Here is a 15,683-nt window from a genome sequence, read left to right as displayed (position 1 = left end):
ATTCTACTTTTCAGAACAACTAGTTTTCGGGGGGGATTACCTAGGCAACCTCCTTGGGATATGTGGCTCGTATCATATGGTATGGAGCGAGTTCTTCGTGAAAATCGATCGAGTATACAGCGCGAGCCAGGTTCCTCTGCCTCCTGTACACACTGTATGTGAACTCCTCGAAATATTCATACCCAGGAGAACCACAACTATCCGACCTTGAAATCCGATCAAAACTCACGCGTTCAGGGTTCCAGATTGATTGGCCAGAGATGAAGTGAATTTTTTTCTTAGGCATATTAAAATGTTTCCTCTGCAACACGATTTGCTTTCTGACGCGCATTTTCCTGTTGCTTGAAAAACGTACACCAAGCGTCAAAACCGCCAAAGAACCGTTCATTGGCGGTAAAATCGACGTCTGGAGCCCTAAACGAAGTTTTTTTTAAAAGAGGCTGATGCAGGAAAAATTTCAGGATTTATTTCAATCTCAGAAATAACTAAGATAAAATCTGAGGTAAAAAATAAGACGCCGGGGGGTCATTACAAGAGGAGGGGGAAACACCGAGAGATACCCCAACTACATGCACTGCTGCCCCCCAAAATGCGGAGGCTGATAGCTCCGGCAAAGGGCCGGGAGAGGGTGAACCCAATCAGCTACCTTTTCTGCGCGGAATGGAAGATGTTCAGGATTTCGACGGCATCACCTTTGATACGATAGGGAATGACGTAAGGGGGGAGGATGACCTCTCGGGTCAGGGGGACGCGACCGGGGCGGCCGCTTTCAGGGAATTGCTTGAGGCGTTGGCAGCCGTCCCAGATGCGTTGGGCCTCGGAGAGCATGATTTCAGTACCGGCGTTCTCTGCCAAGTAGGCTCGTACCCGTTCAAGGTCCTGGAACGCGATCGGCGTCCAGCGTGTCTTAGTCGGCGTCAACGTTCAGGCCCCACTTGGCGAAAGCGCCCTTCACTTCGGCGTTGCTGGCGAAATTACCGGCATCGGCCTGGGCAATGCTCTCGTTGATACGGGCCACCTGCCATGCCTGCTCCTCAAGGAATTGGTCCAGGGCGTTGGCAACGATGAAAGACTTGCTGCGGTTGGTGGCCTTGGCAAGTGCGTTCAGCTTGGCGGCAGTCTCTTCCGGGATACGGGCGGTAACGGTGCTCATGGTCAACTCCTTGTATACAAGGTATTCATTGTGTACATTGTAGTCAATGTTTTCCTGGCCCAAGCAGTCCTAGGCCAGCCATGTGTAAATTCGCGTGTAAAATATCCGCCATTTTCTGGGAAATGAAGATAAGACGAGGCAACAAAACCCTTGCGGCAAGCCGCTCGGCGCTTGAACTTCCGTGAGCCCTGGTCGTTNCTGGGAAATGAAGATAAGACGAGGCAACAAAACCCTTGCGGCAAGCCGCTCGGCGCTTGAACTTCCGTGAGCCCTGGTCGTTCTTCTAAGCCGACGGCCGTGGGTTCGAATCCTACCTGGCGCACCAAAATTTAAGGGACTTACGGGGTGATACCGTAGGTCCCTTTTGTTTTCTCCTAGGCATACTCCTATGGCAGTACGGCATGGAATTATACTAAAAGCACCCTCTGTAAAGTCCCCCACCTCAGAGCCAGCTAGCAGTAGAGAGCCCCCGCATGGCGGGCGGTTCCCGTTTTAGGAGAGACGCCCCGAGCGAATGAAAGGAAAAGGGGGCGGGACCTTTGCGGTCCCGCCCCCGGAGGATCAATTACTCGCAGGGTCGGCTAGAAACGCTCGAAGTCGCCCTGGTCGTCCCCGTCCATGTCCAGAGCTAATCCCTGAGAAGACGGAGTGGTCTTCCCCTGGGATATGGCGGCGGGCTTGTTCTTGACCACCTTGGTGGTGGACTGCTGGAAGCCGTGCTCCTCCACGCGGAAGAAGGCCATGACATCCTGGAGATGCCGCCCCTGAGAAGCCAGCTCCTGGCTGGTGGAGGCCATTTCTTCGGACGCCGAGGCGTTCTGCTGGATGACCGTGTCGAGCTGGGAGATGGCGTGGTTGATCTGGCTTGCCCCGGCATTCTGCTCGTTGCTGGCGGCGGTTATTTCCTGAACCAACGTCGCGGTCTTCTCGATATCGGGGACCAGGAGCTTAAGCATCTGGCCCGCCTTCTCCGCCACGTCCACGCTGCTGCTGGACAACTCGCTGATCTCGGCGGCGGCTTCGCCGCTGCGCTCGGCCAGCTTGCGGACCTCGGCGGCGACCACGGCGAATCCCTTGCCGTGTTCGCCCGCCCTGGCGGCCTCGATGGCCGCGTTCAGGGCCAGCAGATTGGTCTGCCGGGCGATCTCCTCGACGATGGATATCTTCTCGGCGATGCTGCGCATGGACGCGACGGTCTTTTCCACCGCGTCGCCACTGACCCGGGCGTCATCGGCCGCCTTGGTGGCCAACGTGTCGGTTTCCTGGGCGTTCTGAGCGTTTTGAGAGATATTCGAGGACATCTCCTCCATGGACGAGGTGATCTCCTCGATGGAGGCCGCCTGCATGCTCGCGCCCTCGGACACGGTCTGCGACGTGGTGGACAGTTCGACGCTGCCGTCGGCCACGCTCTCGGAGGCGGTCTTGACGTCCACCACCACGCTCTTGAGCTTGTCGGCCATGTCCTTCAGGGTCATGGACAAGGCCCCGATCTCGTCCTTCTGCTTGACGTCGATACGGTTGTCCGCGAAATCGCCGCTTGCGATCTTCTCGGCAAAGGCAACGGCCTTGCGTACCGGCGCGACCAGGCTGTTGGCCAGGAACCAGAGGACCAGGCAGGCCAGGACCACGATACCCGCACCGGCGCTCACCCCGATGATGAGGTTCTGCCGCGAGTTGTCGGCCATGAATTGCGCGAGTTCCCGAGCGTCGGCAAAGACCACGTTGCGCTCGACTTCGATTAAAAGGCCCCAGGGCGTTTGGGTCCGCCCCAGGTCGATGGGCGCGCTGACTTCGACCATAGCGTTGTCCGGCGACAAATTGGCGTAGGACTTGCCGCCTTGAATGCTGTCCACAATGCTCTTCCAGTCGCCCTGATAAACATCTTTGAGGGGACGGCCCACCGCTCCCGCGTCGGCGCTGTCGGCGACCACGATGCCGAGATAGCTGACGACCTGTACCCGAGCCTTGCCGTCATACAACGACTTGGCCACCTCCTCGCTCAACTGCTGGATGAACTTGAGGCGCAGGTCGGTGCCTGCGACGCCCAGGAACTTGCCGTCGCTCAGGATGGGGGCGGACATGGTGGTCAGCCACTCCTGGCGGCCCTGGACGATGTACGGGAAGGGATCGAGGATATTCTCCCTGTGGCGCTTGCGGGGGAGCAGGTACCAGCCGCCCTTGATCACCCCGTTGGGATGGGTCGAGTCGTCCTCGTATCCGACCAGCGCCTGTCGCGCGATGCGGCCGTTCTCGTCCCGGTTCCAGTAAGGGACGAACCGCCCGGTATCGTCATGGGCGGAAGCCTTGTCCCCGGCGTAAAAGGCGTCCTTCCCGTCGAGGGCTTCAGACTCCCAGGCGCTGTACGCACCGAGAAACTCGGGGTTGTCTTCGAGAACCGTGAGCAGCACGTCGCTGAATGCCTTCCGCAGGTCGAGGGAAGCTCCCCCTCCCGAGATCTTGCGAATGGCTTTGAAGGCGTCGGCGAGGGTTCGGGCAGTGTCCAAGTTGATGTTCAGTTTCCGGCTGATGACGCCCGCCTCGCGTTGGGCCACGGCCAACAAGCTCTGATGGGTCTGGCGCTCGATGAGCGTATCAACCCGCTTACCCACGAATTGATCCGATCGAGACTGGGAAACCATCTGGATACCCACCAACACCGCAACGGTGGCGAGAAGACACCCTCCCGCCATGAAGACGATTTTCGTCTTGATTGATTTGAACTGCATACACCCACCTGTTTTTTAACGAACCCACAAAGACAACACACGCCCTGCCAAGTCGGACGACTATTGTACCCATAGAGAATATCAAATGCAGCAACACCGAGCTATTATTATTATGAAGATGAAGACAAGGCCCCGGGAAAGAGCTCCCGGGGCCTTGTTCCGCCCGTTCATTCCGCGGGCTGTTTCAGCGTTCGTCGCTGGATCGATAACGATCCAGCCAGTGAGCGTAGGAGTCGGGCAAGGTGGCCCGGGCCGGCTTCTCCACCCCGAGGGCCTTGGCCAGTTCGTAGGGATAGTGTGGGTTGGCCAGGTGGCGGTGGCCGAGCATGACCAGATCCAGTTGCTCCTTTGCCAGGACGTCGCGGACCAGTTCCGGGGTGTCGATATTCCAGGCGGAGGACACCGGGATGCCGACCTCTCGGCGGATGCGCCCGGCATAGGGCGCGAGCAGGGCCGGGCCCCACGGGATGCGCGCATCCGGAGTGGAGAAGCCCAGGCTGACGTCGAGCAGATCCAGGCCGAGCGCCTTGAAGTCCTTGGCCAGGCTGATGGCGTCAGCCAGGGTCTCTTCGTCGCGGCCGTCGAACTCAATGACCCCGAGACGCGCGGTGAAGGGCAGCCGTTCGGGCCAGACATCGCGCGCTGCGGCCAGGGTCTCGCGTAAGAACCGGCCGCGTCCCGCAAGGTCGCCGCCATACTCGTCGGTGCGCTTGTTGGCGTGAACGGACAGGAAGCTCTGTCCCAGGTAGCCGTGGGCGAAATGCAACTCCAGCCATTCGAACCCGGCGTCCCGGGCGCGGCGCACGGCGCTGACGAAGTCCGCCTGGACGCGCTTGATATCCTCAAGGGTCATGGCCCGGGGGACGCGCGGCAGATTGGCCCCGAAGGGCACGGCCGACGGGGAGATGGTCTCCCAGGCCGCCGGGTCGTCCCCGGCCATGTGGTCGTCGCCCCGCCACGGCACGCGGGCGCTCGCCTTGCGTCCGGCGTGGCCCAACTGGATGCCAGCCACGGCCCCGGCCCGTTTGATGGACGCCGCGATTCCGGCCATGGCCTCGGCCTGAGCCTCGTTCCACAGGCCGAGGCAGGCCGGGGTGATGCGTCCCTCGGGCGAGACCGCCGTGGCCTCGACGATGACCAGGGCCGCTCCGCCCCGGGCCAGGGACGGGTAGTGGACCTCGTGCCATTGGTTGGGCAAGCCGTCCACGGCCTGGTATTGGCACATGGGCGGCACCACGATGCGGTTCTTCAGGGTAATGTCTTTCAGCGTAAAGGTATCGAATGTATTGGCCATGATTGTTTCCTCCGTTCGCAAGCGGGTTGTCGTCACGTCGTCTGACGCCGCCCGGCCGGTCGAGGGGCCGGGAAACTCCACGGCCTTCAGAATAGGCCCGCAGCCCGGTCTTGTCACGGGCCTTGCGAAGAAAACGGAAGACGGCGCGCTCCCCGGAAAAGGGGATCACACCTCCGGCAGGAAAATGGAAATGACGGTTTCGTCGTCCTCGTCCGAGGTATCCAGACGCAGGCCGTAGCCCATGACGTCGGCCATGAGCTTGGAGGAATAGGTGCCCAATCCGGTGCCGTGCTTCTTGCCCCAGGTCTTGTACTTCTCGAAGAACTGATCGCGGATGGCCGCAGGAACCGCGCCCCGGTTACGGATGCGGATGCGCCGGCACGGGACCCCGCCCAGGGTCACGGACACGATACCGCCGTCGGGCGAGGCGTCCACCGCGTTGGCGATGAAATTGGACAGCATGTGATAGAGCAGGTCCTTGTCCGAGCGGATGCGGCATTCCGCTGCATTATCCGCTCCCCCCACGGACAGGTCCAGGACCACGTCCTTGGCCCGGGCGGGCCCGGCATGATCGTCGAGCACCATGCGCATCACCTCGACCGCGTCCACTTCGGTCGGAACGTACTCGTAGACCCCGGTCTCCATCTTGAACAGATCCAGCGAATGTTCGACCATACCGAGGATCCGGTATCCCGTGCTCTCGATAAGCCGAATCAGGGTTTCCTGCTGCTCGGTCAGGTTGCCGTCTTCCAGAAGCAATTGAGGAATGCCGACAATCCCGTTGAGCGGGCTCTTGAGGTCGTGGCGCATGATCTGTTCCACATCATCCTTGAGCTGCTCCAAGGCCTTGCGGTCGGTGATGTCCTCGAAGGTGGCCACGAAATTGACCAGGGTCCCCTGCCGGTCGGTCACGGGGGCGATGAGGACGTGCTCCCAGACCAGGTCGCCCCGGCGGTTGCGCCGGGACACGTCCCCCTGCCAGACCCGCCCGGGCAGCAGAAACTCGCGGGCCTCGTATCCGGCGGCGCCGTCCGGGCCCTCGCCCAGGAACGGACCGATGTCCCGCCCCAGAACATCCGCCCCCGTGATTTCCCGACGCTCGAAAAAGACCGGGTTGCCGTATTCGACGAGCCCCTCCACGGAAATGATGACGATGCCGATGGGGCTGTTCTCCACGGCCCGCTGGAGCTGTCGGAGTTCGAGCTCATGCCGTTTGCGTTCGGTCACGTCCCGATCCACCCCCCGGTAGCCCCCGGGTCGGCCGTCCGGGCCCGGGATGGGCACGCAACGCGTTTCCATGACCACCTCCCGCCCCTTGCCGTCCAGAAAAACGATTTCGCTCTGCATCGGCGCCGCGTTCCCGGCGCCTCGGGCAAAGGCCTCGCGAGCGGCCCGGGCCACGTCCGCAGGCATGAAGTCGAAGGGTTGTTTGCCGAGCATGTCTTCCGGCGCGTGGCCGAGGATGGTCCGCGCTCGGGGGCTGACATAGGTGTAGCACAACCCTTCGTCCACTTCCCAGATGATGTCCCGCGAGCTTTCCACCAACCCCCGGAACTTGGTCTCCGAGTCCCGCAAGGCGCGAAAGAGGACCGCGTGGGGCGCGGTGATGCCCGTGGCCACCAGGGCCCGGTAGATGAAATAAAAGGAGAAGAGCTTGAAATAGTGGCCCACCAGATTCGAAAAGCCGTAATTGCTGATGTAGATGGTGAAGGCCAGCTCCGAAAGGATGGTGCACAGCAGGGACCCGGCCAGCCAGCGGAAAACCACCGGGTCGAACCGGTCGCGCGTGCGCAGAAGCAGCCAGCCCGCAGCCCCGAGGATCAGGCAAATGATGTACTCGTTGACCTTTTTGAATGTGGTCAGGCCGACTCCGTCCACGAAGCAGACCGGGAATATCTTCCACCAGAAGATGGTGGCCACGATCAGGGCCGTGAGCCCGAAATAGGCCGTAAACACCCGAACCGCATGCACGGTCCGGCTCTCTTTCATGAACCAGAAAGCGGCCAGCAGGGAGAGGCTCTCCATGTAGCGCGTGGCGATCCATACCTGATTGGCGTAGTAGTCGTAATCCGTGAAGATGCCCATCCCCTTGTAGGACAGGGTATGCAGGAGGTCGAGAAAGGCGATGAACAGATAGGCCACGGCCAGGAAGAGCAGGTAATTGCTCTTGATGAAGTGGCGCGAGTTCCAACCGATGGTGAAAATGCCGAAGGCCACCACGATGGAGAACATCTCCACCATGGTGTGAAAGAGCAGATAATTTTTCAGGCTGGCCAGGTACAGTCCGAACAGGACGATAACGGCCATGGAGAACCTGAAGAAGAAGGATGAGGACGTCGTGCTCACGCGGCTCCCGTTGTATCCCCTAAACCCACCGGGCGGTCTTGAGGTTTCAACGGATATACTCTCCCGCCTCGACTGGCACAATTATAACCCGATGACGATAGTGCAACACTCCAAGGCGTTTCGGGGCGGTCCCGCAGCAGAGGGCGGAACGGGCACAGGCGTCCTCAGAACCGATCGAACTCCCCGTCCCCATCGGGACCGTCGGGCCCGGACTTGGCCCGGTCCTGTTCCGGCGTCCCGGAGGGAAGCGCTCTGGCCGCCGTGCGCCGAGCCACTACCGAGGCCCGGGACCCGCCTGACGCAACCTTGAAAAATGTCATGGCCTCGGCCAGCATCTGGGCCTGAGCCGACAGTTCCTCGGCCGTGGAGGCCATTTCCTCCGAGGCCGAAGCATTGCTTTGAACCACGTTGTCCAGTTGGTGGATAGCCGCACTGATCTCGGCCACGCCTTTATCCTGCTCCATGGAGCTGGAAGCGATTTCCTGGACCAGTTCGGCAGTGCGCCCGATCTGCGGAACCAATTCGCCGAGCATGCGCCCGGCCTTGTCGGCCACGCCCATGGAAGTCTCTGACAGGCCGCCTATCTCCTCGGCCGCCTTGCCGCTGCGTTCGGCCAGCTTGCGCACCTCGGCCGCCACCACCGCGAACCCCTTGCCGTGTTCTCCGGCCCGGGCGGCCTCAATGGCCGCGTTGAGCGCCAGCAAATTGGTCTGCCGGGCGATTTCCTGAATAATGGTGATGCGCTCGGCTATGGACTTGAGCGCGTCCATGGCCTCGCCCACGGCCAGGCCGCTCTCCCGGGCCCCTTCGGCGGCCTGGGACGCGATGGTCTCGGTCTCGCTAGCCGAAGTGGCATTGGCCCGCACCCCGGCGCTCATCTCCTCCATGGACGCTGAAATTTCCTCGATGGACGAGGACTGCTCCACCACGGACTGAGACAGCGACTGAGACGAAGCCGACAGCTCCTCGCTGCCCGCCGACACGCTGTCCGTGGCCGCATTGACTTCGGCCACCACCTTGTTCAGGCGGTCGGCCATGCGGCTCAGGGCATCGGCCAATTGGCCCACCTCGTCATTCTGGTGCAGGTCCACCACGGCGGTCAGGTCGCCGGAGGACACGACCTGCGCGAAGTCCATGCCCTTGCGCAATGGGACCACTATGCCCCGGGCGATGATCCAGGCCAAAAACACGCCGAGAACGATGGAAACGGCACCGAAGATCATGACGCCCATGCGGGTTCCGTCCGCCCTCTTCAACATCTCTTCGTCGGTCATGATGTTCGCGGAAATAAGGTCCATACTCTTGTTCAGCAGCTCCTGGACCTTGGCCAGGGCGGGAACCGTGGTCCCGGCATAAATCGCCTTGGCCGCCTCATATCCCTTGATCCGGGCGTCGTTCAGGGCGAGCACCCCGTCGATGGTTTTCAAGGTCTCTTCGCCCAGCGGGCCGGTGATATCCCGGAACCATTCCTGAGCGGCGGCCCGGTTCCCCGCGGCCAGGTCCGCATCGATCTCGGAGGCGGACTCATGCAGGGAGCGATGCGGCTCGATGATCTTCTGGACCAGTGCGCCAAACTCGGGATCGGCCTGCATGCGCCGGGCCGTCTCTTCGGAATAGAGCCACTTGCCGAAATCGCACTTGTGCGGGTCGGCCTGCACGCCCGTCTTGGTGGCTTGGGGGTCGATGAGCGCGTCCTTGACCTTACCCATCCAGCGCAGATGGTCGAGCTTCTTGTCGCGCAAAAAAGCCCCGAGGGCCACATCCGCCGGGGCATATTGCTTGGCGATCTCCACCGCTGATTCATGGAGGGTATTGTGAAATTCTTCAATCTCGCCCATGAGCCGGCTCAATCCCGGCACGAGCTTCTCGGCCCGGAGCCGGGCATCGCTGTAAAACCATTTGCCGAAGGCGCACTGGTGCGGATCGGTCTGCACGTGCAGCTCGTGCACGTTGGGATCGGTCAACAGTTCGTTAACCTTCTCCGACCACTTCAAATGATCCACCACCTTTTGCGTGAAGTTGCCGCGAAGCTTGTTCCCGGTAATCACCTCCCGCGCATTGCCGACGATGCCGCTGATGCCGAACAGCGACCAGCCCCCGAGCACCACCAACAACAGCAACACCGAACCAAAACCCACAGCGAATTTGAAACAGAGTTTACAATCCTTCCAACCCATCCAACACCTCCAGGACTCTCACCATTGCACGACATCCCCCCACTTCTGAACCTAAAAAATGCTCTCCATGATAGGTTTACGCAATTATAAATATCCACAAAAATGGAATAAAACGAGGCCCTCAGGCGCACGCGCCGGTGATCGGCGGGTCAACCTGCGAGGTGTTCCAGCAGGTCACGCAGCAGGTCACGCACCAGGCCGTCCAGCCTGTCGCTCTCGGGCAGCCCGAGCACGGAGCCGTCCGTCATCTGACGCGCCGCCAGCCCGGCCAGCATCGGCACGGCCAACCAGCGCCCGGGTAATCCGTCCAGCCGGGGCGGCTCCCCACCCCCGTGCCGGTTGAGCACCAGCACTTGGTTATCCAGCCCCAAGTCCGCGGCCATGCGTCCCACTTCGGCTCCGGTCTGCAAACTGCGCATGCTCGGTTCCGACACCACCACCAGCCCGTCCACATGGGCCACGGTGCCGCGTCCGAGATGCTCCACGCCCGCCTCCAGATCCACCAGGACCCACTCGTCGCGGTCCATGACAACGTGTGCGAGAAGCGCCTTCAAAAGCGCGTTGGCGTCACAGGCGCACCCGCCGCCCGCATTGGTCACCGCGCCCATGACCAGCAGCCGCTTGTGTCCCGCCGTCACACCCGGCATCGGCTCGCCGCCCAGCGGCAGGTCCACGGCCAGTTCCTCGGGCAGGTCGCCCACCTCTGGATTCAGATTCAGGAAACCGCCCGCGTGAATGCGTTCGCGCACCAGATCACCGCGCCGGACAAGCGGTTCGGGCAACGCCGCGGGGGAAAGCCCCGAGGCCTGCCCCAGGGACAAGGCCGTGTCCGCGTCCACCAGCCACACGTTCCTGCCGCTACGGGCCAGCCAGTCCGCCACCCACGCGCACACCGAGGTCTTGCCCACGCCGCCCTTGCCTGCAAACGCTATTTTCATGAGAGATGCCTCCGGCGGCCGGGGAAGGGGAGAGGGAAACCCTTTGAAAAGGGTTGTCCCTCTCCCCTTCCCCCGGACCCCCATCCCCTCTCCTTTCCTAAATTTTTTATGTCGCTTCGCGAGGGGGATACGGGAGCGGCAAAGAATCCTGTCGTCTTGACGATGAAGCAAGAGATCGGGTGCCCCGGCACTCCCCGCCGCAACCCTCGCACGCGCGGATGCGCCTGCAAAAAGTTTTGAAGGGGAGTCCAGAGGGGAAACTTTTGCAAAAGTTTCCCCTCTGGCCGCCGGAGGCCTCCCTCTACTCGCTCAGGCCGAGGCCTTTGCGCTTGGCTTTGATGCGTTCGTCGAACATGTCGGCGGCCTTGACCATGTCCCCTTCGATGAAGAAGGTCGCGCCGACCAAGTCTTCGAGTCCGGACACGGCCAGGTCGGTGACGGCCTTGGAGCCGAGGATGTTCGGCGGATGGCCCAGGTGCGTGTAGATGCCCGAGGCCACGGCGTAGAGGCCGATGGCGGCGGCTTTCTCGGAGTACCATTCGGGCGAGGACGCGCCCACGGGCAGGTCCGAGATGTCCACGTTCAGGGCATTGGCCAGGGCCGCGCACAGTTGGAGGATGCGGGCGTTGTCCACGCAGGAGCCGTAGTGCAGGACCGGCGGGATGCCCAGCGCGCCGCAGACCTTTTTCAGGCCCGGTCCGGCCTTTTCGATGGCGTCGGGCACGAGCAGCCCGGCCTTGCCCGCGGCCGTGGTCACGCAGCCGGTGACGAGCACAAGGATGTCCTTCTTGATCAGCTCCTCAGCGAGCTTCACGTTCATGGAATCCTGTTTGATCTTGGGATTATTGCAGCCAACGATGCCCACCGCGCCGCGGATGTCGCCCGAGGCGATGGCCTGAACCAACGGGTCCAGCGAGCCGCCAAGCGCGGCCGTGACCGCCTCGTTGGAGAAGCCGGTCATGATCTCAATGGGCTCGCAGGGGATGTCCACCCGGCCCGGATCACGCTGGGCGAACGCCTCCACCGCGATGGACACGATCTCGCGGGCCTGCTCCATGGCGGTCTTGGGCTGGAAGTCGAAGTGGATGGCCCCGGTGAAACGCGCCTTGTTGGCGGTGTCGATAAACTTGGTGTGGTAGCAGCCGGAGATCTGGACCAGGGACGGCATGATGCACTGGTAATCGACCACGATGGCCTCCACCGCCCCGGTGATGATGGCCAGTTCGGTCATCAGATGGTTGCCCGCCATGGGGATGCCCTGGCGCATGAGCAGTTCGTTGCCGGTGCAGCACAAGCCCGCCACGTTGATGCCGGTCGCGCCCAGCTCCTTGGCGCGGTTGACCAGTTCGGGCTCGCGGGCGGCGGCCAGGATCATCTCGGAGACCACGGGATTATGACCATGGACCAGCAGATTGACCTTGTCGGCCTTGATGACCCCGAGATTGGCCGTGGACATCTTGGGCGTGGGCACGCCGAAGATGACGTCGGACAGTTCGGTGCCGATCATGGAGCCGCCCCAGCCGTCGGCCAGGGCCGTGCGGGCCGCATGGATGAGGGTGTTGGGCGCGTCGTTGTCGCACCCCATGTGAGTGCGGTGCATCATCTCGGCGATCTCGCGGTCCACGCCGCGCGGGGTCATCTTGAGCGCCGCCCACTTGTCCTTACGCACCTGGGGCACCCGGGACAGGAAGGAGACCTCCCTCTTGCGCGAACCGAAGTCCGCAAAGAAACATTCCATGACGTCGTGGGCCACGTCCATGGTCGGGCGGCCGTCAGTCTCGATGCCGATTTCCCCGGCGATGGCCCGCAGCTTGTTCTCCTCGGTGATCTTGTAATCTTTGGTCTCGCCCTCGACGATGGCCTCCAGGACCTCGATCAGGTCGCGCCCGTGGTCGGAATGTCCGGCCGCGCCGCCGGTCACGAACCGACCGAAGTTGCGGGCCACGATGACGTCGGCGTCGGCGCCGCACACGCCCAGCGGATTCTTCTCGCTGACCCGGCACGGGCCCATGGTACAGTTGCGGCAGGTGGTCCCCAACTCGCAGAATTTGCAATGCGGGGTCTGCCTGTCCAGCCGGTCATGGACGGTCTGGATGCCTTCGGCGCGGGCCTTCCTGAGCATGGCCTTGGCGTCGTCCCAAATGGTCAGTTCTTCAATAGGTCTCGGTTCCTTTGCCATGGATGTACCTCCTATCCCTTTTGCCGGGCTTGATGAATGCAACCCGCCCGGGCCGTGTACTAAGTTTGCGGCTACTGCGACCAACAATACCGATTCTCGCGGTTGGCGTATGTCGGCTGGCCGACAAATAAGGCGGAAAAACGGCTGTTTTCCGAAAAACGGCCAGGAAACAAGGGGATGTTTTGCCGTTTTACTGGAAATATATCTCCTCAAAGCCCCTTTTCGGGACAAAACGGCTGAACAAGTGAAAAATCGTTCAGAAGATGGGTGGCGGCACGGTGGACGACGGGACGACTCCCAAAATTTTGCATTTTCAGGATGACTTAGTCTGTCCATACATATAACGATAGAAGGAAGAAAAAAAGAAACAGACAGATCGATCACGAAACGAACCCAGGAGACGACATGGCAAAATACAATGACATCAAAGGCGTTCTGGACTTCATCCGGCAGGGATATTCAAACGATGAATCCCCCTTCCGTTTTACGGTCTCCGACATCGTGAGCGAACTCAACCTCTCGGAGACAAAGGCGAAAGACGTTATCCGGACGATCAATACCCGCGCCCGGTTCTGGCGGGGCGATTTCCCGGCGGGCAGCGACGGATTCACCGTCAGCCCCCAGGTTTACGACCGGTTAACCGACTGGTTTGCCTGATCGTTCCGAATCTCCGCCAGCGGCCTTGGCCAAAGCGTCAAGGTCGTGGATGAAGTATTCGCCGCGACCGCGTTTTTCCATCAGTCCGGCCCGCTCCATGTCGTTGAGCAGGGTGGACACGGTCTGACGCGTGGCGCCCATGAGGCGTGAGAGCTGCTCGATGGTCAGGTCCAGCCGGAGCAGGCAGCCGCCGTTCTCCGGTGCGCCCAAGGCCCGAGCCTCGGCCAGGATGAAATCCATGAGCCGGTTGTAGATATCCTTGAAGGCCAAACCGCCGATAATCGAGAAGGAGTTGCGCAGGATATGCCCCAACACGCGGACCATGGTCCGCGTGAACAGGGGGATTTCGGCCATGCAGCGCTTGACCGAGCGCACATCCGTGACCAGAATTTCCGCATCCTCCATGGTCTGGATGTAGCAGCCGGAGTGGGTCGAATAGGGATCGCCGGGGTTGAGGATGGCCAGGGTGAACTCCTTGTCCTCATAGGCCAGATAGACCCGGATGCGGCCCGAGGCGACCACAAAGACCAGATCCTCGCCCTCGTCCGGCCGAAAGATGACGGTGTTCTTGGCAAAGGTGCGCTTGCGGAAAACCGATCGCAGATCGGCCAGCTCGGGCCGGTCCAGTTCGTCGAGCAGATTGACCCCGGTGAATTTCATGCCTTCCCCCCTGTGGATCGGAGACTAGCACAGTTGCCGAAACGCAGTCCAATGGGGGCACCCTGGTCTCAATCCGGCACCGGGCAAGATGGATGACTTGATCTCCCGGGGATGCTATGCTTCGTACCATGCCCCCCCTACGAATACTTGCCGCCGCACTGTTCGCCCTGCTCCTGTCCGCGCATCCCGCCCGCGCAGGCGCCACGGCCCCCATCGCGCCCGAGGACGACTGGTCGCCCGTGCCCGTCTGCGTATTCGGCATGCCCGAGTCCGGGGACGCCGTGCGCAACGACAACACCGGCTTCGTCACCGAAGTGCTCCGGGCCGCCCTGGCCCCGGCTGGCTACGACCTGATCCACCGGGACATTCCCTACCTCCGCGCCCGCGATGAACTGTCCAGGGGGAGCATCCAATGCACGCTGACTTCCAAAGGCACACCGGAAGGGGCAGGCCAGGCCCGATCGGTCATCATCGCCTACGACCTGGCCGTGGTCTATGTCTCTGCCCGGGGATTTTCCGGCCTTCACGACCTGGCGGGCCAAAAAGTCGCCCACCTGTACGGCCACGACTTCCAGCGGCTGCTGCCGGTGCGGATTCGACCCCAGACCACGTATGACAGAACCTCGGCCATCCACATGCTCGACCGGGGACGCGTCCGCTATGTCGTCGGCGAAGAAACCATGCTCAAAGACGCCGTGCGCAAATCCGGCCTGCCATCGACCGAATTCGGTTTTTCCCGGTTCATGAGCATGGACGTGGTCCCGCTTTTCGCGCCCACGTCCGAGGGAATCCGCCTGCGGGACATCTTCGACCGGCGCATGGGCGAGATGGCCAAATCCGGGGAACTGGCGGCCATCTATACCCGACATGGGCTTCCCGAGGACCGAATCCGGCACATTCTCTCGACGGCCGGAGATTGATCCCATGGATGAATACGGCCGCATCGCCACCCTGTACGATCCCCTGGTCGGCGCGCCCCTGCGCCCCATCCACCAGGCCATGGCCGAACGGCTGGCCAAGGCGGGCGGAAACATCCTGGACCTGTGCTGCGGCACCGGGCTCCTGGCCCGGCAAGCCCTCGCTCTGGGCTTGTCCGTGACCGGCGTGGACCTCTCCCCGCACATGCTCGCCGTGGCCGGGCGCAAGCGGCCCGGCGCGACCTACATCCTGGCCGATGCCGCGGCCCTGCCCCTGCCGGACCACGGCTTCAACGCCGTATCCATCAGCTTCGCCCTGCACGAGAAGCCCCTGCTCACGGCCCGGGCCATCCTGACCGAGGCCCGCCGCATGATTCAACCGGGCGGGCTCGTCCTCGTGGCCGACTACATCTCGGCGGGCCCGAACCAGTCCTGGCTCACGGGCCGGGCCATCCGCATGGTCGAACGACTGGCCGGACGCGAACACCACGCCCGGTTCCTCGACTACATGGCCGACGGCGGCGCACTCCCCCTCCTGGGCCGCGCCGGGCTGACCGCCCGGCTGGAGCGTACCTTCATGGACGGATGGGTCGGGCTGTACGCGGCTTCGACACCGGCCGATTGATTCCGCGCCGG

Annotated in this window: 12 protein-coding genes; 3 read left to right on the top strand and 9 right to left on the bottom strand. The window is 62.1% G+C overall.

Going from position 1 to position 15,683, the window contains the following annotated elements; translation table 11 throughout:
• Positions 1-642 precede the first annotated feature (642 nt).
• From J0909_RS15165 to cooS, 8 genes are all read right to left on the bottom strand, one after another.
• Positions 643-921, bottom strand: coding sequence for a type II toxin-antitoxin system RelE/ParE family toxin (locus tag J0909_RS15165; protein ID WP_286182059.1), 279 nt, complete (start codon positions 919-921; stop codon positions 643-645).
• Entirely contained in the window at positions 908-1,153 is a 246-nt protein-coding gene (locus J0909_RS15160) for a CopG family ribbon-helix-helix protein (protein ID WP_207264124.1), read from the bottom strand. The genes J0909_RS15165 and J0909_RS15160 overlap by 14 nt, the downstream gene beginning before the upstream one ends.
• A 581-nt stretch (positions 1,154-1,734) precedes the next feature.
• On the bottom strand, positions 1,735-3,879 hold the full coding sequence (locus J0909_RS18445; protein WP_286182058.1) for a methyl-accepting chemotaxis protein: 2,145 nt from the start codon (positions 3,877-3,879) through the stop codon (positions 1,735-1,737).
• A gap of 184 nt (positions 3,880-4,063) precedes the next feature.
• On the bottom strand, positions 4,064-5,173 hold the full coding sequence (locus J0909_RS15150) for an NADH:flavin oxidoreductase/NADH oxidase (RefSeq protein WP_207264123.1): 1,110 nt from the start codon (positions 5,171-5,173) through the stop codon (positions 4,064-4,066).
• A 165-nt stretch (positions 5,174-5,338) separates the two neighbouring features.
• Positions 5,339-7,519, bottom strand: a complete 2,181-nt coding sequence (locus J0909_RS15145) for a sensor histidine kinase (protein ID WP_207264122.1) — start codon at positions 7,517-7,519, stop codon at positions 5,339-5,341.
• Positions 7,520-7,683: 164 nt separating this feature from the next.
• Positions 7,684-9,696, bottom strand: a complete 2,013-nt coding sequence (locus tag J0909_RS15140) for a methyl-accepting chemotaxis protein (RefSeq protein ID WP_207264121.1) — start codon at positions 9,694-9,696, stop codon at positions 7,684-7,686.
• A gap of 149 nt (positions 9,697-9,845) precedes the next feature.
• On the bottom strand, positions 9,846-10,634 hold the full coding sequence (locus J0909_RS15135; protein WP_207264119.1) for an ATP-binding protein: 789 nt from the start codon (positions 10,632-10,634) through the stop codon (positions 9,846-9,848).
• A 301-nt stretch (positions 10,635-10,935) separates the two neighbouring features.
• Positions 10,936-12,813, bottom strand: coding sequence for an anaerobic carbon-monoxide dehydrogenase catalytic subunit (gene cooS / locus J0909_RS15130; RefSeq protein WP_207264118.1), 1,878 nt, complete (start codon positions 12,811-12,813; stop codon positions 10,936-10,938).
• A 405-nt stretch (positions 12,814-13,218) separates the two neighbouring features.
• Here cooS and J0909_RS15125 point away from each other — a divergent pair, with 405 nt between their 5' ends.
• Positions 13,219-13,470: a hypothetical protein gene (locus J0909_RS15125; RefSeq protein WP_207264117.1), complete on the top strand. Its 252-nt coding sequence runs from the start codon at positions 13,219-13,221 to the stop codon at positions 13,468-13,470.
• On the opposite strand, the gene J0909_RS15120 is transcribed toward J0909_RS15125, so the two are convergent.
• A complete protein-coding gene (locus J0909_RS15120; protein ID WP_207264116.1) occupies positions 13,450-14,130 on the bottom strand; it encodes a Crp/Fnr family transcriptional regulator in 681 nt (226 codons plus the stop codon). The genes J0909_RS15125 and J0909_RS15120 overlap by 21 nt on opposite strands.
• A 116-nt stretch (positions 14,131-14,246) precedes the next feature.
• Here J0909_RS15120 and J0909_RS15115 point away from each other — a divergent pair, with 116 nt between their 5' ends.
• Together J0909_RS15115 and J0909_RS15110 are read left to right on the top strand one after the other, a co-directional pair.
• Positions 14,247-15,050, top strand: a complete 804-nt coding sequence (locus tag J0909_RS15115; RefSeq protein WP_207264115.1) for a substrate-binding periplasmic protein — start codon at positions 14,247-14,249, stop codon at positions 15,048-15,050.
• A 4-nt stretch (positions 15,051-15,054) separates the two neighbouring features.
• Positions 15,055-15,672 carry a class I SAM-dependent methyltransferase gene (locus J0909_RS15110; protein WP_207264114.1) on the top strand — a complete coding sequence of 206 codons (618 nt, stop codon included), beginning with the start codon at positions 15,055-15,057 and terminating at the stop codon, positions 15,670-15,672.
• The last annotated feature ends 11 nt before the right edge of the window (positions 15,673-15,683 follow it).

The sequence above is a fragment of the Desulfovibrio sp. Huiquan2017 genome (assembly GCF_017351175.1).
Lineage (GTDB): Bacteria > Desulfobacterota > Desulfovibrionia > Desulfovibrionales > Desulfovibrionaceae > Pseudodesulfovibrio.
This window is presented reverse-complemented; position numbering and strand designations above follow the sequence as displayed.